Genomic DNA, 24,737 nt, shown 5'->3' on the forward strand with positions numbered 1-24,737 from the left:
ACATTTGATTTGTCGAAAATTTGTTCAGTTTTCAAAGATCTACTTGGTTGCTTTTGACAACTTTTATATCATATCAACCACGTCATGATTTGTCAAGAATTTTTTTGAATAAATATTCATTTCTTCTTGCCGTATCAATCAGCTTTATTAATATACCATCTGGTATACACCCTGTCAATACTTCATTACAGATAAATTTGATTTATTAATTATTACTTTATCAAAAAAGCGACTTAACCTCATCGAATTGATAAGTTTAAGTCGCTTTTTTGATAAAAGCTATTTAATAATGTCTAATCCACCCATGTATGGTTGAAGAACTTCCGGAATAGTTACCGACCCGTCTTCATTCTGATAATTTTCAAGAACTGCTGCTAGCGTACGACCAACTGCCAATCCTGAACCATTCAACGTGTGTACAAACTGTAATTTTCCATCATCATCCCTATATTGGATATGAGCCCTACGAGCCTGAAATGCTTCAGTATTAGAACAACTTGAAATTTCACGATACATATTTTGTGCAGGTAACCAAACCTCTAAATCATGTGTCATTGCTGCTGAGAATCCCATATCTCCCGTTGACAATGTTATCACATGATATGGTAACCCAAGTTTTTCCATAATTCTGCCTGCATCACTTGTCATTTTTTCTAGTTCTGCATATGAATCTTCTGGTTTAGTATATTTCACCATTTCAACTTTATTAAATTGATGCAATCTAATCAATCCACGTGTATCTCTTCCAGCGCTTCCTGCTTCAGATCTGAATGAGGGTGAGAGAGCTGTGAAATATACTGGTAATTTTTCTTCCGGAATAACTTCATCCCTGTAGTAATTAGTTAATGGTACTTCTGCTGTTGGAATTAACGTTAAATTTTCATTTGCGATTTGAAAAACGTCTTCCTTAAACTTCGGAAATTGACCAGTTCCGTACATTGACTCATCATTAACAATATATGGAGGAATAATCTCTGTATAACCATCAATTGCATGTTGATCAAGCATAAAATTGTATAAAGCACGTTCTAAACGAGCTCCCCATCCTTTATAGTATAGGAATCGACTGCCCGACACTTTAGCGCCACGTTCAAAATCTAAAATATCTAAATTTTCACCGATTTCCCAATGTGCTTTCGGCTCAAAATCAAAAGTTCTTGGTGTACCTACTTTTCTTAATTCAATGTTTGAATCTTCATCAGGACCTACTGGAATCGTTTTATTTGGCATATTTGGTAGTCGCGATGCCATATCTGTTACGTCTGCATCTAAAACCTTTAATTCTTCATCAAATGCTTTAATTTCATCTCCGACTTTTTTCATTTCTTCGATTTGAGCATCTGCATTTTCTTTATTTCGTTTTAATTGTGCAATAGCTTGCGATACATCGTTTCTTTTCTTTTTTAAAGTTTCGGTTTGAACAATAATATCCCTACGTTTACGATCCTTTTCAACCATTTCATCAATAATCTCTGGTTTTACCCCACGATTACCCAATTGTTCCTTAACTTCATCGACATTTTGACGAATCATTTTAATATCTAACATATTCTGTTCCTCCTTTTTTTGTATAAAAAAAGCCCACTCATCCACTAATTGGGACGAAAGGCTCATTTTCGCGGTACCACCCAAGTTCGACAAATAATCATTTGTCACACTCAAATAGATAACGGTCTCCCGTGTGGCATTACCCACCCACTTATTCACGCCGGATTTTCAGCTTCGTAATTTCCACCACCATTACGTCTCTTAAATGCCTACTTATAACGTTTTCCGTGTTTATTTATTACTTTAATAATAAGCGTTGTTTTATTAAATTGCAAGTTTAATTCTTACCCGCTTTATTAAGCAAATCGATATACTCTTCTAACGAAAGATGATGCTTAACTATATATTTCGCGTTACTTTTACCAACATAGCGGAAATGCCATGTTTCATAATCAATTTTAGTCGATTTTTCTTTATCTTTCGGGAATCTCAATATAAATCCATAATTTACCGCATGGTTGATTAACCATTTTTGACCCTTATCTGTTTCACTACTATTATCTAAATCATTATGTTTGGCATACCAATTTGATGACATCATATCGACTGCTAGTCCGGTGTGATGTTCGCTTGATCCTGGTTCTGCCACATACTCTTTTGTTAATTGTTTAGCCTGAGCAACTGACTTTCCCGAATTTTCATAGCTTTTAATTGAGTCTGCATAGACCTCTTTTTGGTAGCTAATTGATCGATAACCAGATACCAGTGACGCCTTATACCCGGCCTTATTTGCTGCTGATACAAAATCATTCAAAGCACTCTCAATTTTTGAATTTACAATAACATTTCCATCTATTTTCTGTTTAAAATCCAGTTCTTGCTTGAGTTTATGCTCTGAATTAACTAATATTAAATTCCAATCATTTGCCTTTACACCTTTAGGTAGCTCACTTTTTTGTGTGACTTTTACCGTTTTATGGCTAGGTGTCGTATTCGCTTTCTTACCGCATGCACCTATTAATAGTGCACACATCATTACTACCATCATCATCCATTTTCTTCTAGTCAAAATGTGCCTCATTTCTTTGATAAATCTACATCTTTTAATGGAATTAATTTTGTTTTATAGCGTATTTTATAATATGTGTACAAGATAACAAATAACGGAATGCTCATATAACTAACCGAGATTGCTTCCCAATCAAAATTTTTAAATGATTGAATATCTTGTCCAAGAATAACTAAAATACAAAGAACAAGCGCTAAAATAGGGCCCACTGGGAACCATTTTGCAGAGTACTTTAATTCTGACACTTCATGTCCTTGCGCTTTGAACGCTTTTCTAAATCTGTAATGTGAGATTGCAATTCCTAGCCAAGCGATGAATCCAGTTAACCCACTAGCACTCAGTAAAAAGACATACACTTTTGCTCCAAAAACACTTGCTAAAAATGTGAGTAATCCGATAAATGTTGTTCCCACTAGTGCTGCCATTGGAATACCACGACTATTCGTTTGTTTAAACTTTTTAGGAGCGTAACCCTGTTCCGCAAGTGAATGAAGCATTCGAGTTGATGCATACATTCCTGAATTTGCAGCTGAAAGTACAGATGTTAAGATAACTGCATTCATAACACTTGCTGCAGAGGCTAACCCAGCTCTTTGAAAGACCAATGTAAATGGACTAATTGAAATATCTGATGCGCTTGAGCCGAGTAAATCTGGACTTGTATACGGAATAATTGCTGCAATGATAAAAATAGCGAAAATATAGAATAGTAGAATCCGCCAAAACACTTGTTTAATTGCTTTTGGAATACTCTTTTCAGGCGTTTCTGATTCTCCCGCCGTAATACCGATTAATTCAGTTCCTTGGAAAGAGAAACCAGCGACGACGAATACACTTAGAATCATTGGAACACCACCAACAAATGGAGCTTTCTTCATTGTAAAGTTTTCAAGTCCCGTTGCATGGCCACCTAGAATACCAAATATAGTCAATACACCAACGATTAAGAAGACAATGACAGTCACCACTTTAATAATTGATAACCAATATTCTGTTTCACCAAATGATTTAACTGACAACGCATTAATTGAAAAAATAATAACTAACGAGATTGTACTAAAAATCCATCCTGGTACATCTGGCAACCAAAATTGCATAACCAAGGCAGCTGTACTAATATCAACAGCCAATGTAATTGCCCAGTTAAACCAGTAATTCCAACCCATTGCAAAACCCATCGCAGGATCAACAAATCGCGTTGAATAAACCGCAAACGACCCTGAAACTGGTAAATACGTTGCCATTTCACCTAAACTAGTCATTAAAAAGTAAACCATAATTCCAATGCCAATGTAAGCTAGTAACGCACCACCTGGCCCTGCCTTCGAAATTGCTGACCCACTCGCAACGAATAAGCCTGTTCCAATACTTCCACCCAAGGCAATCATTGATAAGTGTCTTGTTTTTAACTCTCGGTGCATACCTTCTTGTTCTGCCATATGAAATCCCCCCTATATATAGAGGAGCACTCGTGATTTTTAAAATTGAGAAAAGAAAAAGAGACCTTTTGTACAACACTATTACGCGTTATACAAAAAGACTCAGATTAATAGACTCAGTCAAATCGTTATAAGCGCCCCGTGATTACTATATAATCACGACAGTTTCTGACTTATTAAATCAGACCCCAGCAGTCACTAAATCTAAGTTAGCATCCACTTCGGCAGTTCACCCTTTCAGTTTAACTTCTTCAGCACTTAATTGCTTCATTAAACATACTTATGAAAACTGCATCCTCTTCTTTCGATAATTCTTACTATAATCAATTCACTGATATTTTGCAAGCTGTATCCTAATTTTCAGCTATATTAATTTCATCATGCAACTTTTCAATATCTGTTTCATTTTTTAAAAAAGCTTCATTTTCGATTGGAAAGTGTTGTTCAATCGAACTAAATGGCTGTAAACTCACAACCCCATTTTTTAAATGATAATCTAAAATATGTCCACCCATTTTATTTTCATCAGATAAAAAATGAATATGGAATCCCGCTGCACCAATTCCTTGAAATAACTCAGGTGTGAAATAGCCAATAGCTGTTCCATCAATATCTTCTTCTTCAAATTCCGATTGTTTGGCAGTTACCGCAGTTAATTCTGGATACGGTTTACTTTGTTTAGCAACAGATCGTGTACTCATTTTACTAAATGTTCCTTTAATAAGAACACTAAAAAATAAATTTTGGTAAGGATATAATTCAAGTAATTGCTCTTCTAAAACATTTCCTGCCACATTTTCAAATTGAATAGATGCGTCTGCTTGATTAAAATGGACTGTCGCAAATGGAACAAGAACGTCATCGCTAACTTGATTAATTTGACCTTTTGCAGTAATCTGGAAAGCCTTTCCGTCAATCACAATCATTTCGCCATCTAAATCACCAACAGTTCCAATTCCGTAATCACCATGTTTCAATAATTCTCCAACACTCAATGTGCCTTCGTACAAGCCTTCAATTAATGTTGCTAAGGTACCATGTTGATAAACCTTTTTTATATCTTGCATGTCGTTGACCTCTCTTGAAAATTATTTTAATATAATTGATCCATTAAAATTGATTGTCCTAATTCTTGATTATCTTTATAATCAACTGGTATATCAACAATAACAGGACCATTAGTTGCAAATGCTTCATCTAATGTTTTAGCTAAATCTTGTGCTTTTTCAACGCGTAAGCCTTTTGCACCAAAACTTTCCGCATATTTCACAAAATCCACTGCGCCAAAATTCACACCGGCAGATTGACCATATTTCATTTCTTCTTGGAATTTAACCATATCGTAGTGTCCATCATTCCAAATAATATGAACAATATTCAGATTCAAACGAACCGCTGTTTCCAAATCTTGGGCTGAAAACAAGAATCCACCATCTCCAGAAATTGAGACGATTTGTGTATTAGGTCGAACTAAGGCCGCTGAAATTGCCCAAGGTAACGCAACTCCTAATGTTTGCATCCCATTACTAAATAATAAATGACGTGGTTCATAACTTCTAAAATGTCGCGCGATCCAAATGTAGAAACTACCGACATCAACTGCTACCGTCATTTCATCTGAAACACGTTTTTGTAATTCTTGGATAATGCTTAATGGATGACTGGTTAATGTGTCACTTGTCACAACTGGCGCTTCATCCCTAGCCTGTAATTTTTCTTGTAAGCCATCTAAATACTCACGAGATTCAGATGCCATTTGATAGCCTTTCATATAGGGTAATAAAAATTCAAGTGTTTGCGCGATGTCGCCCACTAACTCTTTCTTTGGTTGGAAATTATGATCAATCTCTGAACGCATATCGTCAACAACAACAATATTAGCTGTTCCTTCTGCATTCCAGTTACGTGGTTCATATTCAATAGGATCATAGCCAATTGTAATAACTAAATCGCTCTTTTTAAGTAATTGATCCCCTGGTTGATTTCTGAATAAGCCCACACGACCAAAGAAATCACCGACTAATTCACGCGATATCACACCAGCGGCTTGAAATGTTTCCACAACAGGTAGATTCGTTGCTTCAACTAAATTACGAATAGCTTTTGTTACTTCTGGTGAAGATGCCCGCATTCCCACAAGTAAAACAGGTAATTTTGCTGCTTTAATTTCTTGTGCTAAAAGTGTACTTTCTACCGGGCTAGCGGGACCTAATTTAGGTGCCATTAAAGGCTGGATAACTTTTGTTTTCACTTCTGAATCTGTTACATCTTGGGGAATACTAACGAAACTTGCCCCTTGCTTTGCAGCCTCAGCTTCTTGGTAAGCATTAGCAATCACTTCTGAAATATTCTCAGGTTCTTGAACCTCTGCACTATATTTAGTGATTGGTTCAAATAATGCCGTGTTATTCATACTTTGATGCGTTAGTCTCGTTAAATCTGAACGTTTCACTTGACCAGAAATAGCAAGAACAGGATCACCTTCTGCCGTAGCCGTCACAACGCCTGTTGCCAAATTACTTGCACCAGGTCCGGAAGTCGTTAAAACAACCCCCGGTTTACCTGTAATACGACCAATCCCAGCAGCCATAAATGCTGCATTTTGTTCATGGCGCGTAATAATTAATTCTGGCGATTTAGAATTCGTCGGATGTTCCAATTTTTCAAAAACACGATCAATTTTTGCACCAGGAATACCAAATACATATTTCACATCATGATTTATTAAACTATCAACAATGGCATCTGCGCCGTAATATTTATTATCTGTCATTAGATTTCCTCCGAATTTGTTTTAGTAGTATCCATGATAGCATTTTCACAAATAAATGACTATGGTTTAAACTTACCAAATGTAAGCCTAAATAAAAAACCATTATTAACCCAGTTATGGTTAATAATGGTTTCGTTATTTATGATTTCCGGTTACATTTTCGACAATTTTTTGAATGATTAATTTACGTTGACCACTGATATCTTCTTCATTCCAATTAATTAAAGGAATTTCAGTTTCGTCAAACGTTGCTGCAATTAGTTGATAAACCGTTTGTGACTCTAAATAATTAGCCCAACGTTTATCCGCTTCAGCAAAAACACTATTAACGACGACGGTTGCTTTTTCTGTATCTTGTTTAAATTCACGAAATACACGATCAAAGAAACCGAAGTTTGGATAGGTTTCAATCTTTCCTTCCGAAGCCTCCACAATTTCTAATAAATTGATATCCTTAGCATCCCTTGCTAACGTAAAACCGCCATTATTACCTGAAACAGATTTCACAAGTCCCGCAACGACTAACTTACGCATAATTTTACGAAGATAAGTTTGTGAACCACCAAGACGAGCGTTGATTACTTGCGATGAAATTGGCACACCCTTATCCTGCGTTGCCAATAAAGAAATAATACACGCTGCTTGTTCAAATCCTTTTGTTAATTGCATAGTCAGCTACCCCCGGTTGATTAATTTTCAAATAGTTCTATATATACGAATAAAGGATAACATATGTCGTTGACAATTGGTATTGATTATTTTAAATCAACCGCATAAACAATTTCATTAATTAGAGCAGCAGGTTGAAAAAGGGATGAAACCGCTCTTTTTTCAACAAATTTAAAATTGGATTTTTTTAACACTTTGATAGATGCTTTATTTTCAATAGTTGTCACGCCAATTACACGTTCTAAATCTAACGCCTGAGCCATTGTTAAAAGTCCTTGAACTGCTTCAGTCATTATCCCTTGATTCTTAAAAATAGGATTTAGTGCATAGCCAACCTCTTTAACTACCAAACTAGGTTCTTGATTCTCATCAACTACTTCATATAAACCGATATTACCGACTACTTTTTGATTTCCTTTACACTCAATCGCAAATATACTTTGTTTTTGTAGCGTCGCAACGAACAAACTAGCTTCAGCCAATGAATTCACGGGTAAAAAGCCAGCCATTTGACCAACCGTTTCATCACAAGCATATTCATATATGTCATTTATGTCTGATGAGCATAACGGACGTACCACAAGCCGTTTCGTTTCATATTGATTCATTTTTTAGCCCTCAATTTTAAATTTATTCAGAATTTTTAGATATATAACGCGTGCAATGGCTATCCAAGTGACTGTTAAAAGAACAGCGCCTACCGTATCCGTCGGAAAGTGAGCTTGTAGATATACTCTTGAAATCATAATCATCATGATCCATATCGCTAATAAGCAGTTAATCAAAAATTGTTTACTATACTTAAATTCTACCAGCATAATACTCATTATCGTTAGACAAAATAATGCCACCCCGAACGTATGTCCACTGGGGAAACTGAATCCAGTAATTGATCCATGCCCCACTGGTCGAGGTCTCTGGACGCTACTTTTAATGAGCTTAATTAACAGTGCTCCAGTCATTATGGTCATCCCTGTCCAAATAGCGAGTACACCTCGTCGTAATTTATATAAAATAATCATCAAAATGACTGAATACAACCCTATCATCATCGGACTACTTAGCCAACTGATTATCTGCATCACTTGGTCTAGTTGCGCTGTAGGATGAAACCTAACAACTGCAATGATATTATTATCTATACCATGAATAAAATTATTTTTTGTTACTATTAATAACGTCAATATTGCGAATAGTCCACTGCCTATTATGACTACTCCATAAAGTTTATTCTTATTAATCATTACTCTAACCTCTTAATTACAGTCTATTTTATCCACATAATTTATCATATTTTTTAATTTGTTTAAAGTTAGTTACCAAAATCTTTAAGAATTCATACAGAAATCAAGCAAATGCTCAATTTTATGTAAGTTTATGGTAAAATAGGATATCTTTATAAATTTAGAAAAGAGTTGAAAATAAATAATGAATACGCTACTACTTATGCTTGCCGCTGGTCTTGTGGCAGGTGCTCTAGGATCTATCTTAGGATTAGGTGGCGGCATCATTGTCACCCCGGTCTTAACTTTAATGATGGGATTAGATATTAAATACGCTATTGGTGCTAGTATCATTGCCGTTATCGCAACGAGTTCTGGTGCTACAATTGCATTTCTAAAAGATGACGTTTTAAATTTGAGGGTCGCCATGTTTTTAGAAATCGCAACGACAATTGGTGCGATTTGTGGAGCACTCTTAACAGGAGTCTTTAATACATCCTTTCTCTTCATTTTATTCGGTGCTTTTTTGCTACTTTCTGTCTACAACATGCTTAAAAAAATTTTTGTAGGTGAAGAAGTTTTAAAATCAGCTGAACCTGATTATTTATCTACCAAATTTAAACTGAATAGTTCGTACTATGATAAACAACTAAAAAAACAAGTTGATTATCAAGTCGAAAATGTTCCAGGTGGGATGGCGATTATGCTTGGTGCTGGAGTTGCTAGTGGACTACTAGGAATCGGATCTGGTATTTTCAAAGTTATGGCAATGGATACTGCAATGAAAATGCCGTTGAAACCATCAAGTTCAACAAGTAACTTAATGATGGGTGTCACCGCTGCCGCAAGTGCGACCGTCTACTTTTTCAATGGTTCAATTAGACCTGATATTGCGGTTCCATTAGCGCTAGGAATTTTAGTTGGTTCATCAATTGGTTCGCGTGCAATGCAATACCTACCCGCAAAAATAATTCGCCTCATTTTTGTACCTGTACTATTGTATGTCAGCATTCAGATGATTCTAAAAGGATTCGGGGTATCTATCTAATGATGAATGAAAAAAATAACACATCAGCCGAAATGGCAAAAATTGAATTAATGATTGGTCAAATACTAAGAATTGGCGTTTTCATTTCTGCGATAATTATGATTATTGGTCTTATCCTATCCTTAGTTACAGGTTCAACAGGCTATCAAGGTAATACATTTCCAACTTCATTTTCTGCTATCATTTCTGGAATTGTCGCACTTAAACCTTACGCAATTATGATGCTTGGGCTATTTTGCTTAATACTAACACCAATTCTTCGTGTCGTTATTTCAATTTATGCTTTCTACAAAGAAAAAGATTATCTGTACGTTAAAATTACCGTCATCGTTTTAGTCATTTTAATTGCTGGCTTTTTTATTGGCGAACATTAATTAATAAAGGGGAACATTTCAATGTCAAGTCGTCGAGAAAACTATCATAAAGAACAACTACTACACCAAGAAACAACTAATCACCTGCCTTTACCAAAACGCGAAAGAAAAAATAAAAAGCAAAACAAGAAACGTCGTCGCTTAATTTGGTTAATCATTATAATAATCGCTGCTATCTGCGGTGGCGTTTATGCCTACCATAAATACTCAAACGCTAAAAATGCAGCTGATAAAATCTATACTTCTACTAAAATTGCTAAAACTAGAAATGTCGCAGCGGTTTTGGAAAAGGACCATCCTATTTCGATTTTACTTTTAGGTTCTGATGATGGTGCCTTGGGTCGTGCTAAAACTGGTGGCCGAACGGATACTTTAATCGTTGCCACACTTAACCCTAAAACAGAATCAATGACCTTAATCAGTTTACCGCGTGATACTGAAGTTGCGGTTTCAGACCATGAATCAGATTTTCCAAGTAAGATAAACGCTGCCTATGCTTATGGTGGTGCTGCAACTGCCGTTAAAACTGTTGAAAAATATTTCAATGTACCCATTGATTTCTACGCAACAATCAACATGGGCGGTTTAGAATCACTAGTTGATGCTGTTGACGGTGTTGACGTTAATCCACCACTATCTTTTTCTTATAATGGTGCCAGCTTCAAAAAAGGCGTTAAAACTCATGTCAACGGTAAACAAGCCCTTTCGTATGCCCGCATGAGATATGATGATCCTCTTGGCGATTACGGTCGACAAAAACGCCAACGTCAGATTATTATGGCAGTGGCTTTAAAAAGTACACAACTTCAAAATTTATTAGACGATAAATTTTTAAATACAATGTCATCTCAAATGAAAACTGATTTAACATTCAATGATCTTACCGTCTTAGGTACCAATTATCGTAAGGCAACACATCATTCACATTCAGATTATCTACAAGGTACAGGAACAATGGTCAATGGAGAAGCTTTTGAAATTGCCAGCGAAACTGAAAAACAACGTATCACTGATAAATTACGTTCCACACTTGGCTTGGTTCCAGCTAAAACTGGAAATACTTTAACAGCCGATACAAAAATTAATACAACTCGTGAATAGTTAAAAGTAGGCCGTCAATCGGGGATTGACGGCCTACTTTTTTGCATAAAAAAACAACTCACCTAAATGGCAAGTTGTTTAGATTTTAAATTAGTCTTTGTTTACGTTTACTGCTTGTGGTCCACGGTCACTATCTTCAACGTCAAAAGTTACTTTTTGACCTTCGTCTAATGTTTTAAAACCGTCACCTTGAATAGCTGAGAAATGTACGAATACATCACTACCATCTTCGCGAGTAATGAAACCAAAACCTTTATCTGCGTTAAACCATTTTACTGTACCTTGTTCCATGAATAAAATCCTCCTTGTGTCTATGTGACACGTTTTATTTATGACTCTCAAATCGTCCCAGTTGATATCGTTTCCGAAGACACTCATCAACTTCATTTGATTTGAAAAGCCACCTAAATTATATCACGTCTAATTGTAAAAACAAATTCTAAAATAGCGCTTTTATTTAGTTGTTTTCATCTTCAAGTGGTAACGCTAAATCATCATTTTCTTCCAGATTATATGGCTGGTATTTACCCATTAAATATCCTTGAATCATTTGAATAACTTCATAACGATCACTACCTGATAAAATTTTATCGCGGTATAAAAGTGTTGCCGTCCGTGCGAATAAATCTTCAAGATCAATCAATTCATCGTTAGTTTGACCAACTAAAAAATCAATTGAAACATGAAAGAATTCGGCCAACTTTCTGACTTCAAGATATGAGGGTGTATTAATACCACGCTCCCAACTACCAATCTGCGGGCCAGAATTCAAGTTATGATTCGATTTTTGAGACTGATTTAATCCAACAGCTAATTGAGTTAGCGTTAATCCACTACCTCTGCGCAATGCTTTTAATCTTTCCGGAAACATCAACAACACCTCCTTTAGATAAGCATACCTCTTTTTTAAAAAAAGGGTAGGTTTTTAACCAAATAAACCGCCAATATAATAAGTTACAGCCATTGTTACTAATCCAACAAAAACATTTCTTACCATGGCATGTCTAATATTATTACGCCCTAATATCCCGCTTACTGCCCCTGTTAAAAGTAAAGCTAAAGCAACGCCAATAACCGTCAGTGGAATCATAAACTCAGTTGGGAGTATCGCTATTAATAATAATGGAACTAGCGAGCCAACTACAAAGGATGTCATTGAGGACATCGCTGCGTGCCACGGATTTAAGTACTCACCGACATCAATATTGTTAACTTCTTTACAGTAATTTTCTAGTTCATTTTGAGACATTAGTTCATTGACCACATCCGTTGCGACCATCCGCGAGAATCCCTTTGCTTGGTAGATATTAATTAATCGTTCAATTTCAAATTCACGATTTTCTTTTAACTTTTTTGCAGCTGAATGGATAATCGATTTTTGTGTATCCCTTTGTGCAGAAACTGAGACGTATTCACCACCAGCCATTGAGAACGCTCCCGCAAACATACCAGCAAGTCCAGCTAAGACAAGATAGTACTTACCTTGACTAGCACCGGCCATCCCCAGAATAACGCCTGCAACTGAGATGATGCCATCATTAGCACCTAATACCCCTGCTCTTAAAATATTTAATTTCGTTGATAAAGCCATTCCTACTTTTAATGCACGACTATTCATCAAATGATTCACTCCATTTCCAATCATTTAAGTATAAGCTAATTGGGAACGATTATCAGTCGGGTTTATTAATTTCGTTAAGGAACATGATTGCCTTATCTTAAATGGGACACAATCTTACCATAGATAAAGACTGACTACTAGAAATCGAAAGGACCTGCATTTCAACCCATTATAGGATATACTTAAAGCAATTGTTCGAAAGAGGTGAATCAAATGTCTGACTCAAAAAAATACCCAATTAGTCCCTATTTTGAAATTAAAAATAATCATCCTTGGTACCTTGATGCCGAAATTGATGACTTATCACTTTATAATCAAAACTTTAAGGTTGTCTTACAAACAATAACTAAAAATGAAAATATTAATAAAGGGTGGCGCGATGAGGATTTAGAATCTAACATTCAGTTACTCCTTCTTATTGATTACGAAGAACTTGAAGTTTGGAAATATCCCGTCGATTTGTCATTTGATAAATTATCTTTAAAGGAAGATGTTGTATCATTCAATGAAAATAGTCGTATTGCACTTTATTTTGAAGATGATCAAGCTGTGATGCGAAAACTCGGCTACCTACCAAAAGAGGATACATTACAGGTCCATAATATTATGGCAGGCCTACCACATTATAAAATTGCCACTTATTTGACAGGCGGTCCTTATAAGAAATTAACGTTCGAAGACGACGAACTTCAAATTGATAATGGTTTTGAAGAATTTCGTTTAAATATTTTAATCTACTAAAAAAACATTCTCAATGAGAATGTTTTTTTGATTACTTATTTTTACTTTTTTTATTAAAAATTGATTTAACTGATCGTTTTAAAACATCGCCCATTCCAAGTGATTGAACCATATGAGCTGGATCAACATAGTTACGCATTGCACGTAACACCATTTTTGGTTTTTTAGACGCAAAAGTAAATGTCCCATTCTTCTTCGTTTTAATTGCATATCTCGGAATCCATCGTCCTTTAAACATCACAGACGCGATAACTTGATCAACTTCATCCCATGGAATTTGGATAAACTTGCGTGCATCACGGTCATTATAAAATTCAAACCCTTTATCGCCAATCATGATTTTACCATAATCAGTTAAACCTGTGAAAGCAGTTGCATCGATTGTTAAGTCTACCTTTGTATTAATTGACTGGACCATAGTATTTCGACTCCAATGTTTTTTGACGTTATCTTATTATACCTTAATTAATTGCATTGAACCATATAAAAAAACCCAGGAAAATTCCTGAGTTTTTTTGAAATTTTATAAAATTCCAAGTACGTGTCCACCGATACCAACTATGAATAAACCTAGAATGATAAGAATTGGTGAAACTTTTTTCTTAAGTAACCACATACAGAAGAATGTTAATAATAATGCTGCTAAACCTGGAATTAATTGATCCAAGTTATTTTGTAATGTTGTTACTTTATTTGGTGAAAGAGCTAAACCGTCGCTAGCTTGTTGCATAGCTGTTTGCATGCCTTTTCCACCTTGGAGTTTATCAAAATCAATATAAGCACCTTTATCCAACTTAACTGTTGAAATAACTGGCGTAAATTTGATTGAAACCCAACGTTCTACTAATGCGGCTAAAACGAACATTCCCAGTACCGAAGCACCTTTAGTAACATCTTGTAATAAGCCACCTGACATATCTTCAGAAATCTTAGAACCAGCTCTATAACCGAATTCTTGTGTATACCACATGAATCCCATACGGATGATATTCCAAGCTACGAAGAAAATGATTGGTCCCATAATGTTACCACCCATAGCCAATGAAGCACCTAAAGCACCTAACATTGGACGAACAGTAAACCAGAATACGGGATCACCGACACCAGCCAAAGGACCCATCATACCAACTTTAACACCTTGAATTGCAACATCATCAATAGGGGCACCATTAGCACGTTCTTCTTCAAGTGCTAATGTAACACCAAGGATTGGTGAAGCAAGATAAGGATGAGTGTTAAAGAATTCCATGTGTCGTTTCATTGCTGACGTACGTTCTTCTTTAGTTTTGTATAATTTTTTAATTGCTGGAATCATTGAGAATGTCCAACCACCATTTTGCATACGTTCGTAGTTCCATGAACCTTGAATAAACGTTGAACGCCATGCTACAGCCAATCGATCTTTTTTAGTTAATTCAATTTTATCTGCCATAATATATTCCTCCTTCTTCCAGTTTAATAATCGTTTAGAATTTCGCCAAGTGGATCACCGGTATTATTGCCACCGCCACCATTTGATGAACCACCCATTTTTGAAAGGTTCAAGTAAATAAGAGCAAGAGCAACACCGATAGCACCAATAGCGATCAATGTTAATTGAGTAATAGCTGCGACTACGAAACCAAGAATAAAGAATGGCCATACTTCTTTTGTAGCCATCATGTTAATAACAAGTGCATAACCAACGGCAACAACCATACCACCACCAATAGCCATACCATCTGTTAACCATGCGGGCATTGATTCAAGGAAACCTTTAACTGTTTCAGCTGGAATAAAGAGCAATGCTCCGGCTGGAATAGCAATACGGATACCTTGCATACCAATAGCAAGAACATGCCATATTTCTAGCTTACGGATATTACCTTGTTCTGCTGCTGCATCCATTGCATGAACAATAGGAACAGCAAGTGTACGAACAACCATTGTTAAGAATAATCCGGCAACGGCAAGGGGAACGGCGATAGCGATAGCTGATCCAACACCTTTAATCCCTTGTCCACCTAATACTAAAATAATTGCTGATGCAACTGAAGCAAGTGCAGCATCGGGTGCAATAGCTGCCCCGACATTAGCCCAACCAAGTGCGATCATTTGAAGTGTACCACCTAAAACAATTCCGGCGGTTAAATTACCGGTTACTAACCCGATTAATGTACATGCCACTAGTGGTTGATGGAATTGGAATTCATCTAAAATTCCACCCATACCAGCTAGAAAGGCAATAATTACTACTAAAATCATTGATATAGCTGACATAATAAGCCTCCTAAATTAATTTTCTTTTATTGTGTTGTTTAAGCTTTTGCTAATTCACCTTTAGCTTTTTTGAGAATGTTAGCCATATTCTCTTTTGAATCGTTAGGTACTTTACGGACATCAAATTTAACGCCCTTATCTTCTAGTTTTTCAAAAGTATCAACATCGTCTTGTCCCATTGATAATACGTTGTTAACAACTACTTTACCAACTGAATGAGCCATTGAACCAAGGTTAACTTCGTCAAATTTCATTCCGCCTTCAATTGCTGTTAACACATCTTGTGGACTTTCAAAAAGAAGTAATGCTTTCATTCCACCAAAACGAGGGTCTTTTGAAACTTCAATCATCTTAGCAATTGGCACAACATGTGCAATAATACCAGGTGGTGAAGCTTGTTCAATTAAGTTTTTACGAAGTGTATCCTTAGCAACATTATCAGAAACAACGATAATACGGTCAGGCTTAACTGATTTAGACCATGCTGTAGCAACTTGTCCATGCAATAAACGTGAATCAATACGTGTTAAAACGTATTTAATTTTACCATCACCGATTACAGTTCCTTCAGGAATTGAACCAGTAGGTTTGTTTGTTGCAACAACAGCTGCTTCTTTTGGTGCTAAATCTTCTGGCTTAATCTTAACGCCACCTTTTGCTTCGCTTAGAATACTTGCAGCAATTTCTTGTGCAGAATCCATTGACAAGCGTGCTGCGTAGGCTTCAATTAACATTGGTAAGTTTAAACCTGTAACAATTGCCCATTTATCTTTATGAGCGTCAAGCAAACCGTTTGCTTGATTAAATGGTGATCCACCCCATAAATCAACTAAGAATAAGACTTCTTCAGGATCATCAAAAGTAGCAATTGCTGCTTCAAGATGAGCTTTTAAATCGTCTGGTCCTTCGTTTGGCATGAAAGTTACAGCTTGAACATTTTCTTGTTCACCAAAAATCATTGAACCGGATTGCATGATGCCTTCGGAAAATTTACCGTGACTTGCAATTACAATTCCAACCATTTTAAAACCTCCTAAATTTTTATCAGATTACTGTAAGAACTCCGGAAAAACGCTTACATTTATAATATAAAAACACGCAAAAATTATTTCAAAAACAACTTAAGCATTTTGCTTTTGTTCCTAGGTAATCTGATTTAATTTTAAAATGTTACGAAACACTTAAAAATAATATCGTTTCCATAACGTCTATGTTGTTAAGTATAGCACAACGATTACGAATTACTATTAAAAATATTAATTTGTATTCGCTTACAATTATACCATTTAATCGTATAGATATTAGTTATCAACCTATATGATGGGTTTTTTTACGTTTCCATAGCTTGTTTCATTCAACAAAATCTTATCTATACCAATTTATAAAAAAAGTTTTGTTATATACAATGCTATTTTATTTTTTTAACACAAAGTGGTATTGAAATTGCTTAAAATATTTTCTTATTCTTTTCATTGATTAAAAAAAGACCTCATTGAAATGAGATCTTCGAATTATTAAACTTCAACAACTTGATTAATAGACAGCAAATACAGATATTTATGCGCAACTTTCAACCCAGTCATATTCTCTAGTGCTTCGCCATATAAGTTCAATTGGCCACGATAACGTGCTGTCAATTTTTCTATTTCTTCTATTGTATTGTCTTTAGAAACTTTATCAGTCTTATAATCAAATACCACCAACGTATTATCTTTTACAAAATAACCATCGATAATTCCATGGATCAAAACTTTTTCCTTATTTGACTCAACCTTTTGAAATAGCTCATTGGCAGGTAGTAACATTGAGAATGGCGCTTCACGTTGTACATCGTTACCTATAGTTAGAATTTCTTTGCCTAAATCCGTTTGAAAGAAATTGGCAATGTGTTGTCCATTAATTAACGTAGCAACTTCTTTAGTGACTACTTTTGCCGTCACTAATTGCTCAATTTTAGCTTGGATTATCGCTAAAGTTATCTCACTAGTTAAATCTAATTCTTGTAAAATGAGATGAGTTGCACTCCCAATATCACTTCCCATTGGTGCTGCAACTCCCTGCATAAATTTCGGTACAGCAAGTTCACTCGTAACGTATCGGTTGCCTTGTCCTTCAATACTCAACTGATTCATTTCGCGATTAGCTGGATCATCGAATAGACGTTTTACTTCCGATACAGCTTGGTAAGCAGTTGTTTTAGTTAAATTATCGAATGGATACTGAAAATTTAAGACTTGATCAATTTGATTAACATCAATATCCTCAAACGTCTCAGGCATCTCACCCGTGATTGTTTCTAACCAATCCGTCTGAGAAACTTCTTCACTCACTTTACTCATCTGGTTCAGGTCGGTTTTTTGATAAAATTTAACGCTAAATTGCGTTTCATCATCACTTAATAGTAGTGATGATGTTGCTGGATCCAATAATAGTGACATATCAAAAGTAGGATGACGAACTAGCGCCATACCAATCCAATCCATGAAATTTTTAATACCACTTCGAGCTGTTGCATTTAAAACTAATTGTTGGCTTTGAAATGCCTTTTGCCAATGATTAATTGCCGTTTTTTTATTTGTGTAAGCCCCCACAATAAATAATCGTTGTTCCGCACGCGTTAAGGCTACGTACAGTAATCGCATTTCTTCCGCTTCTGATTTTGCAATAGCAGCTGATTTTACAATTGTTTTTTGTAGCGTATCTTCCATCGTCCGATTTTCAGGATTTAAATAGGTTATTCCTAATCCAGCCTGATCATCAATTAAATAAGGTTTTCGCATCGCCATTTGATTAAACTGGTGTGTCGCGTCAACCAAGAAGACCATTGGAAATTCAAGTCCCTTACTACCATGAATTGTCATGACTGACACTGCATTTGCGACATTTTGTACAGGTGCTTCTGCTAAATCCTTATCGCGTTCCTGCATTTTTTCAATGAAGCGCACAAACTGGAATAAACCTTTAAAACTACTATTTTCGTAAGCGTGAGCTCGGTTATACAACGCATGTAAATTGGCTTGGCGCTGACTTCCAGCTGGCATCCCCCCGACATAATCAAGAAATCCAGTATCCTGATAAATCTGCCAAATTAAGGTCGCAATTTGATTTTCATGCGCGATTTCACGAAAGCCCGAAAGTTGTGTTAAGAAACGTTCAATTTTATTATACAGTGTTTTTGCGAAGCTACCTGCTTTAAACGTATCAAAATTTTGATAAAAAGTTAACACCGCTTGATAGTAATCATCTGTTCGGTTGCCAATCCGTAAATAGGCCAGTTGATTTTCATCTAATCCAACAATTGGCGACCGTAGGACACTTACCAATGGAATATCTTGATAGGGATTATCAATAATTCGTAATAATGACATCATAATTCTGATTTCAGTTGTTTGGAAATAGCTCTCCGCATCATTCACAACGACTGGAATACCCATTTTTTTAAATTGGTCAATAATCACCAAATTATTTTTACGAGTTGGGACTAGTAATGCAATATCTCGGTATTCAACGGGACGTTTTTCTGATTTATCACGGTCAAAAATCTCTGTTTCATCTACGATTAACGCTTGAATCCGTTGACCAATTAAAGCAATTTGGCCTTCCGATTTACCATCAATTTCAAACTGATCATTCGTTGCTTCACTATCATCATCCGGTCTTTCTGCAGATTCAGGTTCATCAGATTCGTAAATCAGCACTTCTGCTTTTTGCTCAATATCTGGGTAGTAGTTTGCCCCAAAAACCAATTTAGCATCATTATCATAAGCCATTTGTCCAACGGTTTCATCCATAATCTGGGTAAAAATTAAGTTAGTCACATCTGTTACATTCTTCACAGAACGAAAATTTTCAGCTAAGATAATTCGATTTCCATTACTGTCAGTTTCTTTATAAGCTTGGTATTTACTTAAAAACAAACTAGGATCAGCCAGCCTAAAACCATATATTGACTGCTTTACATCCCCCACCATAAACATATTACCGGGATTAGTCGTGGTTACCCTTGTCAAAATAGCTTCTTGTAGTTGATTAGTATCCTGATACTCATCTACCAGAACTTCTTCATATTTTCCTTGTAGAGCAGCTTGTGTTTGCTCGGAAGATTCAGAATCACTCGCTAAAATGTCCAGTGCTAAATGCTCCAAATCATTAAAATCAAGTATATGTCTTTGACGTTTCTCTTTGGTGAAGGCATCACTAAATAAGCCAATCACACTGACTAATTTTTCAACTAATTTCTTAGATTCTGTCATGATATGCAGTGTTTCTGTTTCATTTAAAACAAAAAATTGTTCTGATAAGTTAGCTAAACGTTTTTTTATTCCAGCTTTTAATTCTTTAATTTGATCCTTAGCAACAGCTTGGTCATCTTCTAAATTTTTAGCTGGCACACTAGGCGCACGTTTCAATTCGTACCCACGAATATTATCGCGAATTTGATTCCAAGAACCATCGTTTTCAACAGATTGGACAACAGCTAACAACATCTGACTTTCTTCTTCAGTCACTGCTTGATGTTTCTCTAACCCAAATTGAATTGATAGTTCTAGAGCCGTTTTTAAATCGGCCTGGATTTGCGTTAAATTTGCTTGAACTAATGGCTTAATACTCTTTTGGTAAAACGAACTACTGATTAAATTATCGCCAACATCATAAGTTGCTGCCAAACTAGCCAACCAACCGGTAGGATCTGGTTTCGAACTCGCAAATGTAAATAGGCTAAAAACCAACTCAGATAAACCATCATCATTTCGATCATTTGAAAAATTTTGTGTTAATCTCTCAAAGTCGACATCGTCTTTGGCATACAACATTTCCCGGACGTCTTCCCAGACACTCTCTCTTAATAAAGCCGCCTCAGTCATATCTGTTAACATTCTAAAAACGGGATCCAAATCAATCACATAATAGTAGCGTTTAATTAATTGGAGACAAAATGCATCAAATGTACTAATATTTGCAACTGGCAAGCGCATTAATTGATCCATTAAATGTTGTTTTTGTTCATGATTGTCTGCTTCATTGATTGCCTTTTGAAGTGCCACCTGAATCCGTTGACGCATTTCTTTAGCTGCAGCGTCTGTAAACGTAACAACTAATAAGTCATCAATAGCTGTTCCCGTTAATATTTTTTGAATGACGCGTTCAACTAAAACTCGTGTTTTACCGGAACCGGCAGAGGCTGATACAAGAATATTAGTCCCACTTTCATCGATAGCACGTTGTTGATTTGGTGTAAATGTAAACTTACTCATTACTGTCGGCCTCCCCGTCTATAATCCGTTTTTCAATTTCTTCCCAGCTTAATTTACTTATTTCATGGTAATTATTTTCGGGTAACATCGCATCAAATTGGAATATTGATTTATATGGTGAATATTGTAGGGCTGTTTTTTTAGCGTTCCATCTAGCCGGACTTAAATCGATTATCCCTTCGAAAATATCTGTTGCCGCATCAATAATTAATTGTTTATTGTGTACCAACAAGAAATCTAAATCTGATTGTGAAATCAATTTTTTTGAACGAGCTGATGGTGATGTGAACCCTTTTTTCGTTTTTCTAAATGGATAGATTAATGAAAACCCTGTTGATTCGTCTTCAAAATCAGTATCTAAATGGCTCAGTAACTGCTCATCTTCCAATAATAGCCCATCCATTTGGTTTGCTTTCAACAACGTATTATCCAATCCTTTTTTCTGTACATCTTCAATTTTCAGCTTAGGATTTTGTAAGTGCATGTAAACTGCACCAGCTGCCGAAGTTTTCAGTCCAGTATTTGGTGCAATTACCTCTGCATTCTCAATCAATGCTTGCAAGTAAGTTAACATTTGCATTGATAATCCATAGAAAGCATCACTAAAATCAAACTTTCGAATCCCTGATTTGTAATCGACGATTCCAAGATATTGTTTTGAATCAACCTTCATATAATCAATTCGATCAATTTTACCGCGGACTTTAACTGAATGGCCGCCAGGTAACTTATAAGCTAGGGCTTTCAAACCTGACTCAGCACCGACATGACCAAATAAAACTTCTGTTTTCAGTGGCTTCATCTTTGTTTGTTGCCCTTGTTGCCACATGGCATGCGTCACTTGTTTTAATAGAAGACTTAATTGTTTAGCAATATAGCCCATTCGACTTGAACTACCAAGAATTTGGAACTGAGGTAACTCGCGCATATCTTTTAAAATTACATTCAAATATTCATCTAGTTGTTCTTTGGGTACATTGGCATAGACTTGGTTTGATTCAGTCACAACTTTCATCAACTCATCCAACCCCATATGGAAAAACTCACCAGTACTTGCAGGAGACAGCTCGAAAATGTCTCGTTCTTTCAATTTCAACCCATATTGTAAAAAATATTCAAATGGATTACGATAGAAAGTTTCTAGTTTTGAAATTGAAGTATTCATTTGTGTTCCATATAAATCAGTTATAATTTCCGGCGTCAACTTAACCGGTATATTTTTATACGCTAAGCTTCCTAATAATTGTTTCGTTAATGGTCCCATTTCTGGGTCAGCCGACAGTTGACGTAACACATACAACCAAGCACTAGGCATGGATACTGCAGTTGTTTTGGCAAGTCGACTAGCTACAACCAATGATGATAATGTACTACGTTTTGTTCCGATAAAATCAAGGACTGATTGTTCTGTTAATTCAGGATTAGCAGCTAAATGTTGAACTGATAAATTGAAGTGTTCTTTAATCATCATTAAATAAGGCGATGGATTTAAATTCTTTTCGCCATCGTTGCCACTTGGATATGAAAAAATCAATTGTTCGCGTGGTCCTAAAAATCCGAGATAATTCAAAAAGGGTTCAGCGGCCATTTGACTAATAGCCGAATCGGCTAAGTATTGATCATCAGTTAATAGATTAGCCATTTTCGCCCGATCATCATCTGTTAATAATTGTGTCTGACTAACTTGTTCTGGCATCACCATATCAGTTGATCCAATCATAAAGGTAATCTTTCGGTTGTTCATTTGAACCATCCCTGATTCAGAAATAACGACCTGATCTAATGTTGATGGCACTTGTGAGTAACTTGCCCCTTCAAATCCCGCTTGAATCAAGGCCATGAAGTCAGCGGTATTGAACATTTTAGTTCCCAATGTTTCAACATATTCATCTAACATCCCAACAAATGTTTGCCAAGTTTGTTCTGGTTCTTCTGATTGTGAGATGTTTCCAGCAGCTAAATAGCGGTCTCGCCAACTTAACAAGCGTTGTGTCACACCTTGTTCAACAAGAAACTGATAAATTAGCTTTGCCCCCTCTTCACCGGTTGTCGCCTGATCTAGTTGATTGAAGAATCCTGGTAAAACGTCTTTAACAAAATGTCTAATTTGATTAATTTGTACTGTGATACTTTGGTCCTTATCCGTCTGTTGCTCATCTGCATCCGTAAAATCAAACCGGTAGAACGTCCAATCATCTTCACGTAGCCACTGAGAACCAGAAAAACCGTATTTTAAAACCATATTTTCTGTTAAATCAACAGCACTACGGTACTGTTCAATTGGCATAGCATGATTTTCTATTTGTGGTATTAATAATTCAGTTTTTAATAAGCGCATCATTGCGCCATATTGATAATGCTTTTCTTTCACCTCAAATAACGCTGCCAGTAACTCGACTAAGGGATGGTCAGCCATTGCGTGTTGTAAATCGTTAAAATAAGGTATTTTAAATTCTTTAAAAACCGGTGGAATAACCGTTTCGTAGCTATCTAAATGCCGCGTTAAAATCATAAAATCTCGATAACGATACTCCTTAGTTGCAACTAACTGGCGAATTTTTGTCGCCACTTGTCGAATTTCAATATACCGACTATCGGCTTCAAAAAGTTGAATAGAATCTGAATTTTCTAACCTTTCTGATTTTGTTTTAACTAACCGTCTAGAGTCAATCCAAAAATCTTCCAGACGAGATAAGTCGGGATTCTGGTTAACTTTGGTTTCAGCATAACTATCCGTTAGCACTGGAATCTGAGCTTGATGTGCTTTTTCAATCAAATTAACATACATCCGGCTTGATTTATAAAATAAGTCAGATTTTTCAGCAACTTCATGTGCATTGCCTTTATCTAAGACTAAGCCAATTGTAATCTGTTTCGCACCCTTAATCAGTGCGTTCACGAGCTCCTGCTCTTGTGCTGTAAATTGAGAAAAATGGTCAATATAAAAATAACTCGTCTTCAAAACGTCATCTGTTAAATAACGACTCAACTCTGCTAATAAATCATTATTTTCAATATATCGGTCAGCCATCGCAGCATCAAATGCGCGATAGATAATTTGTAAATCATCTAATTTAGCACCTAAGTCCCCAGTCGTTGGGAAAGATTCAGCAATCCGAGTTAAATCATCAACTGTCACACAACCAACTTTTAATTCTTTCAGTTGGCTGACTAGTTGTGAAATAAACCCAGTTTGGGTCCTTTCACCACGAAATATTGTTAATTCATCTTCATGTTCCGAAATTAATTGATAAACTAACATATTTAATCCAGACTGAGATAAACGAGGAATCTGATAATAGGGTGTATTCTTCAAAAAGAACCAAGCTAATCGAGTAAACGAAAAGACTTGGACGTTCGATTGTGCAAAAATATTTTGTTCGACAAGTTTGTCTTTACCTAATGCTTCAAGGATACTAACTTCTGCTTCGAACTTAATATGATTGGGAACAAGATAAAAAAAAGATGCCGTTGAATCAGTCGTTTGCGCTGCTTTTAATTGTGCAACAAGGCTTGCTTGATGGTCTTTACTAGCTTTTCCTAGGACAAATTTTAAACTCATTTTAACTCCCCTTTTCATACCGCTAACTCGTTATCATTACCTAATAATATACCATATTTAGCTGTTATATTTTTTTAAGAACACATAAAAACCGCTGGACAAATCACAAAGGTGA

General features: G+C 35.9%; 21 protein-coding genes and 1 riboswitch. Of the genes, 4 read left to right on the forward strand and 17 right to left on the reverse strand.

Translation table 11 applies throughout. The features are described from left to right. Positions 1–279 precede the first annotated feature (279 nt). The 8 genes from serS to AC1RPT_RS06085 all read right to left on the reverse strand — a co-directional run bounded on the left by serS (position 280) and on the right by AC1RPT_RS06085 (position 8,682). On the reverse strand, positions 280–1,548 hold the full coding sequence (gene serS, locus AC1RPT_RS06050; protein ID WP_481761724.1) for a serine--tRNA ligase: 1,269 nt from the start codon (positions 1,546–1,548) through the stop codon (positions 280–282). 277 nt (positions 1,549–1,825) lie between these two features. After that, positions 1,826–2,557 carry a M15 family metallopeptidase gene (locus AC1RPT_RS06055; RefSeq protein ID WP_481761725.1) on the reverse strand — a complete coding sequence of 244 codons (732 nt, stop codon included), beginning with the start codon at positions 2,555–2,557 and terminating at the stop codon, positions 1,826–1,828. Positions 2,558–2,565: 8 nt separating this feature from the next. Further along, entirely contained in the window at positions 2,566–3,996 is a 1,431-nt protein-coding gene (locus AC1RPT_RS06060) for an amino acid permease (RefSeq protein WP_481761726.1), read from the reverse strand. 124 nt (positions 3,997–4,120) lie between these two features. After that, a riboswitch (Lysine riboswitch) is annotated at positions 4,121–4,305 on the reverse strand. Positions 4,306–4,349: 44 nt separating this feature from the next. Further along, on the reverse strand, positions 4,350–5,063 hold the full coding sequence (budA, locus tag AC1RPT_RS06065; RefSeq protein ID WP_481761727.1) for an acetolactate decarboxylase: 714 nt from the start codon (positions 5,061–5,063) through the stop codon (positions 4,350–4,352). A 26-nt stretch (positions 5,064–5,089) separates the two neighbouring features. Beyond that, positions 5,090–6,769, reverse strand: coding sequence for an acetolactate synthase AlsS (gene alsS, locus AC1RPT_RS06070; RefSeq protein ID WP_481761728.1), 1,680 nt, complete (start codon positions 6,767–6,769; stop codon positions 5,090–5,092). A 135-nt stretch (positions 6,770–6,904) separates the two neighbouring features. After that, complete coding sequence (locus AC1RPT_RS06075) at positions 6,905–7,438, reverse strand: Rrf2 family transcriptional regulator (protein WP_481761729.1); 534 nt, start codon at positions 7,436–7,438, stop codon at positions 6,905–6,907. An 86-nt stretch (positions 7,439–7,524) separates the two neighbouring features. Beyond that, positions 7,525–8,046: a GNAT family N-acetyltransferase gene (locus AC1RPT_RS06080; protein WP_481761730.1), complete on the reverse strand. Its 522-nt coding sequence runs from the start codon at positions 8,044–8,046 to the stop codon at positions 7,525–7,527. Positions 8,047–8,049: 3 nt separating this feature from the next. Next, the gene (locus AC1RPT_RS06085) at positions 8,050–8,682 is read right to left on the reverse strand and encodes a phosphatase PAP2 family protein (protein ID WP_481761731.1); all 633 of its coding nucleotides are present in this window, start codon (positions 8,680–8,682) and stop codon (positions 8,050–8,052) included. Between the two features lie 184 nt (positions 8,683–8,866). Between AC1RPT_RS06085 and AC1RPT_RS06090 the strand changes: the two genes are divergently transcribed. The 3 genes from AC1RPT_RS06090 to AC1RPT_RS06100 are packed head-to-tail and all read left to right on the forward strand — an operon-like array spanning position 8,867 to position 11,184. Next, a complete protein-coding gene (locus AC1RPT_RS06090; protein ID WP_481761732.1) occupies positions 8,867–9,709 on the forward strand; it encodes a sulfite exporter TauE/SafE family protein in 843 nt (280 codons plus the stop codon). Further along, on the forward strand, positions 9,709–10,083 hold the full coding sequence (locus AC1RPT_RS06095) for a DUF1634 domain-containing protein (protein ID WP_481761733.1): 375 nt from the start codon (positions 9,709–9,711) through the stop codon (positions 10,081–10,083). Before AC1RPT_RS06090 ends, AC1RPT_RS06095 begins: the two co-directional genes overlap by 1 nt. Positions 10,084–10,104: 21 nt before the next feature. Then, complete coding sequence (locus tag AC1RPT_RS06100) at positions 10,105–11,184, forward strand: LCP family glycopolymer transferase (RefSeq protein WP_481761734.1); 1,080 nt, start codon at positions 10,105–10,107, stop codon at positions 11,182–11,184. A gap of 90 nt (positions 11,185–11,274) precedes the next feature. Here AC1RPT_RS06100 and AC1RPT_RS06105 read toward each other — a convergent pair whose 3' ends face one another. The 3 genes from AC1RPT_RS06105 to AC1RPT_RS06115 form a co-directional block, all read right to left on the reverse strand. Further along, the gene (locus AC1RPT_RS06105) at positions 11,275–11,475 is read right to left on the reverse strand and encodes a cold-shock protein (RefSeq protein WP_112251328.1); all 201 of its coding nucleotides are present in this window, start codon (positions 11,473–11,475) and stop codon (positions 11,275–11,277) included. Positions 11,476–11,641: 166 nt separating this feature from the next. Next, positions 11,642–12,055, reverse strand: a complete 414-nt coding sequence (locus tag AC1RPT_RS06110; RefSeq protein ID WP_481761735.1) for a helix-turn-helix domain-containing protein — start codon at positions 12,053–12,055, stop codon at positions 11,642–11,644. 54 nt (positions 12,056–12,109) lie between these two features. After that, complete coding sequence (locus AC1RPT_RS06115) at positions 12,110–12,802, reverse strand: VIT1/CCC1 transporter family protein (protein ID WP_481761736.1); 693 nt, start codon at positions 12,800–12,802, stop codon at positions 12,110–12,112. A gap of 216 nt (positions 12,803–13,018) precedes the next feature. On the opposite strand from AC1RPT_RS06115, the gene AC1RPT_RS06120 reads away from it, so the two are divergent. After that, positions 13,019–13,546, forward strand: a complete 528-nt coding sequence (locus tag AC1RPT_RS06120) for a hypothetical protein (RefSeq protein ID WP_481761737.1) — start codon at positions 13,019–13,021, stop codon at positions 13,544–13,546. Between the two features lie 31 nt (positions 13,547–13,577). Here the strand turns inward: AC1RPT_RS06120 and AC1RPT_RS06125 are convergent, their stop codons facing one another. The 6 genes from AC1RPT_RS06125 to AC1RPT_RS06150 all read right to left on the reverse strand — a co-directional run bounded on the left by AC1RPT_RS06125 (position 13,578) and on the right by AC1RPT_RS06150 (position 24,622). Beyond that, positions 13,578–13,964 carry a DUF956 family protein gene (locus AC1RPT_RS06125; RefSeq protein WP_409021995.1) on the reverse strand — a complete coding sequence of 129 codons (387 nt, stop codon included), beginning with the start codon at positions 13,962–13,964 and terminating at the stop codon, positions 13,578–13,580. Positions 13,965–14,069: 105 nt separating this feature from the next. Further along, positions 14,070–14,978 carry a PTS system mannose/fructose/sorbose family transporter subunit IID gene (locus tag AC1RPT_RS06130; protein ID WP_481761738.1) on the reverse strand — a complete coding sequence of 303 codons (909 nt, stop codon included), beginning with the start codon at positions 14,976–14,978 and terminating at the stop codon, positions 14,070–14,072. 23 nt (positions 14,979–15,001) lie between these two features. After that, positions 15,002–15,805, reverse strand: coding sequence for a PTS mannose/fructose/sorbose transporter subunit IIC (locus tag AC1RPT_RS06135; protein ID WP_481761739.1), 804 nt, complete (start codon positions 15,803–15,805; stop codon positions 15,002–15,004). Positions 15,806–15,843: 38 nt separating this feature from the next. Next, the gene (locus tag AC1RPT_RS06140) at positions 15,844–16,827 is read right to left on the reverse strand and encodes a mannose/fructose/sorbose PTS transporter subunit IIA (RefSeq protein WP_481761740.1); all 984 of its coding nucleotides are present in this window, start codon (positions 16,825–16,827) and stop codon (positions 15,844–15,846) included. Between the two features lie 492 nt (positions 16,828–17,319). Then, positions 17,320–21,060 (reverse strand): helicase-exonuclease AddAB subunit AddA, encoded by a 3,741-nt coding sequence (gene addA / locus AC1RPT_RS06145; protein ID WP_481761741.1) that lies wholly within the window; start codon positions 21,058–21,060, stop codon positions 17,320–17,322. Continuing rightward, entirely contained in the window at positions 21,053–24,622 is a 3,570-nt protein-coding gene (locus tag AC1RPT_RS06150) for a PD-(D/E)XK nuclease family protein (protein ID WP_481761742.1), read from the reverse strand. Before AC1RPT_RS06150 ends, addA begins: the two co-directional genes overlap by 8 nt. Positions 24,623–24,737: the final 115 nt, after the last annotated feature.

This window comes from Dellaglioa sp. CoH-56-MRSF-11 (genome assembly GCF_056782135.1).

What these genes read in the sequence shown, in the direction of transcription:
- serS (WP_481761724.1), bottom strand. Translation starts at nt 1,548, where the DNA reads ATGTTAGATATTAAAATGATTCGTCAAAATGTCGATGAAGTTAAGGAA.
- AC1RPT_RS06060 (WP_481761726.1), bottom strand. Translation starts at nt 3,996, where the DNA reads ATGGCAGAACAAGAAGGTATGCACCGAGAGTTAAAAACAAGACACTTA.
- budA (WP_481761727.1), bottom strand. Translation starts at nt 5,063, where the DNA reads ATGCAAGATATAAAAAAGGTTTATCAACATGGTACCTTAGCAACATTA.
- alsS (WP_481761728.1), bottom strand. Translation starts at nt 6,769, where the DNA reads ATGACAGATAATAAATATTACGGCGCAGATGCCATTGTTGATAGTTTA.
- AC1RPT_RS06075 (WP_481761729.1), bottom strand. Translation starts at nt 7,438, where the DNA reads ATGCAATTAACAAAAGGATTTGAACAAGCAGCGTGTATTATTTCTTTA.
- AC1RPT_RS06080 (WP_481761730.1), bottom strand. Translation starts at nt 8,046, where the DNA reads ATGAATCAATATGAAACGAAACGGCTTGTGGTACGTCCGTTATGCTCA.
- AC1RPT_RS06085 (WP_481761731.1), bottom strand. Translation starts at nt 8,682, where the DNA reads ATGATTAATAAGAATAAACTTTATGGAGTAGTCATAATAGGCAGTGGA.
- AC1RPT_RS06090 (WP_481761732.1), top strand. Translation starts at nt 8,867, where the DNA reads ATGAATACGCTACTACTTATGCTTGCCGCTGGTCTTGTGGCAGGTGCT.
- AC1RPT_RS06095 (WP_481761733.1), top strand. Translation starts at nt 9,709, where the DNA reads ATGATGAATGAAAAAAATAACACATCAGCCGAAATGGCAAAAATTGAA.
- AC1RPT_RS06100 (WP_481761734.1), top strand. Translation starts at nt 10,105, where the DNA reads ATGTCAAGTCGTCGAGAAAACTATCATAAAGAACAACTACTACACCAA.
- AC1RPT_RS06105 (WP_112251328.1), bottom strand. Translation starts at nt 11,475, where the DNA reads ATGGAACAAGGTACAGTAAAATGGTTTAACGCAGATAAAGGTTTTGGT.
- AC1RPT_RS06110 (WP_481761735.1), bottom strand. Translation starts at nt 12,055, where the DNA reads ATGTTTCCGGAAAGATTAAAAGCATTGCGCAGAGGTAGTGGATTAACG.
- AC1RPT_RS06115 (WP_481761736.1), bottom strand. Translation starts at nt 12,802, where the DNA reads ATGAATAGTCGTGCATTAAAAGTAGGAATGGCTTTATCAACGAAATTA.
- AC1RPT_RS06120 (WP_481761737.1), top strand. Translation starts at nt 13,019, where the DNA reads ATGTCTGACTCAAAAAAATACCCAATTAGTCCCTATTTTGAAATTAAA.
- AC1RPT_RS06125 (WP_409021995.1), bottom strand. Translation starts at nt 13,964, where the DNA reads ATGGTCCAGTCAATTAATACAAAGGTAGACTTAACAATCGATGCAACT.
- AC1RPT_RS06130 (WP_481761738.1), bottom strand. Translation starts at nt 14,978, where the DNA reads ATGGCAGATAAAATTGAATTAACTAAAAAAGATCGATTGGCTGTAGCA.
- AC1RPT_RS06135 (WP_481761739.1), bottom strand. Translation starts at nt 15,805, where the DNA reads ATGTCAGCTATATCAATGATTTTAGTAGTAATTATTGCCTTTCTAGCT.
- AC1RPT_RS06140 (WP_481761740.1), bottom strand. Translation starts at nt 16,827, where the DNA reads ATGGTTGGAATTGTAATTGCAAGTCACGGTAAATTTTCCGAAGGCATC.
- addA (WP_481761741.1), bottom strand. Translation starts at nt 21,060, where the DNA reads ATGAGTAAGTTTACATTTACACCAAATCAACAACGTGCTATCGATGAA.
- AC1RPT_RS06150 (WP_481761742.1), bottom strand. Translation starts at nt 24,622, where the DNA reads ATGAGTTTAAAATTTGTCCTAGGAAAAGCTAGTAAAGACCATCAAGCA.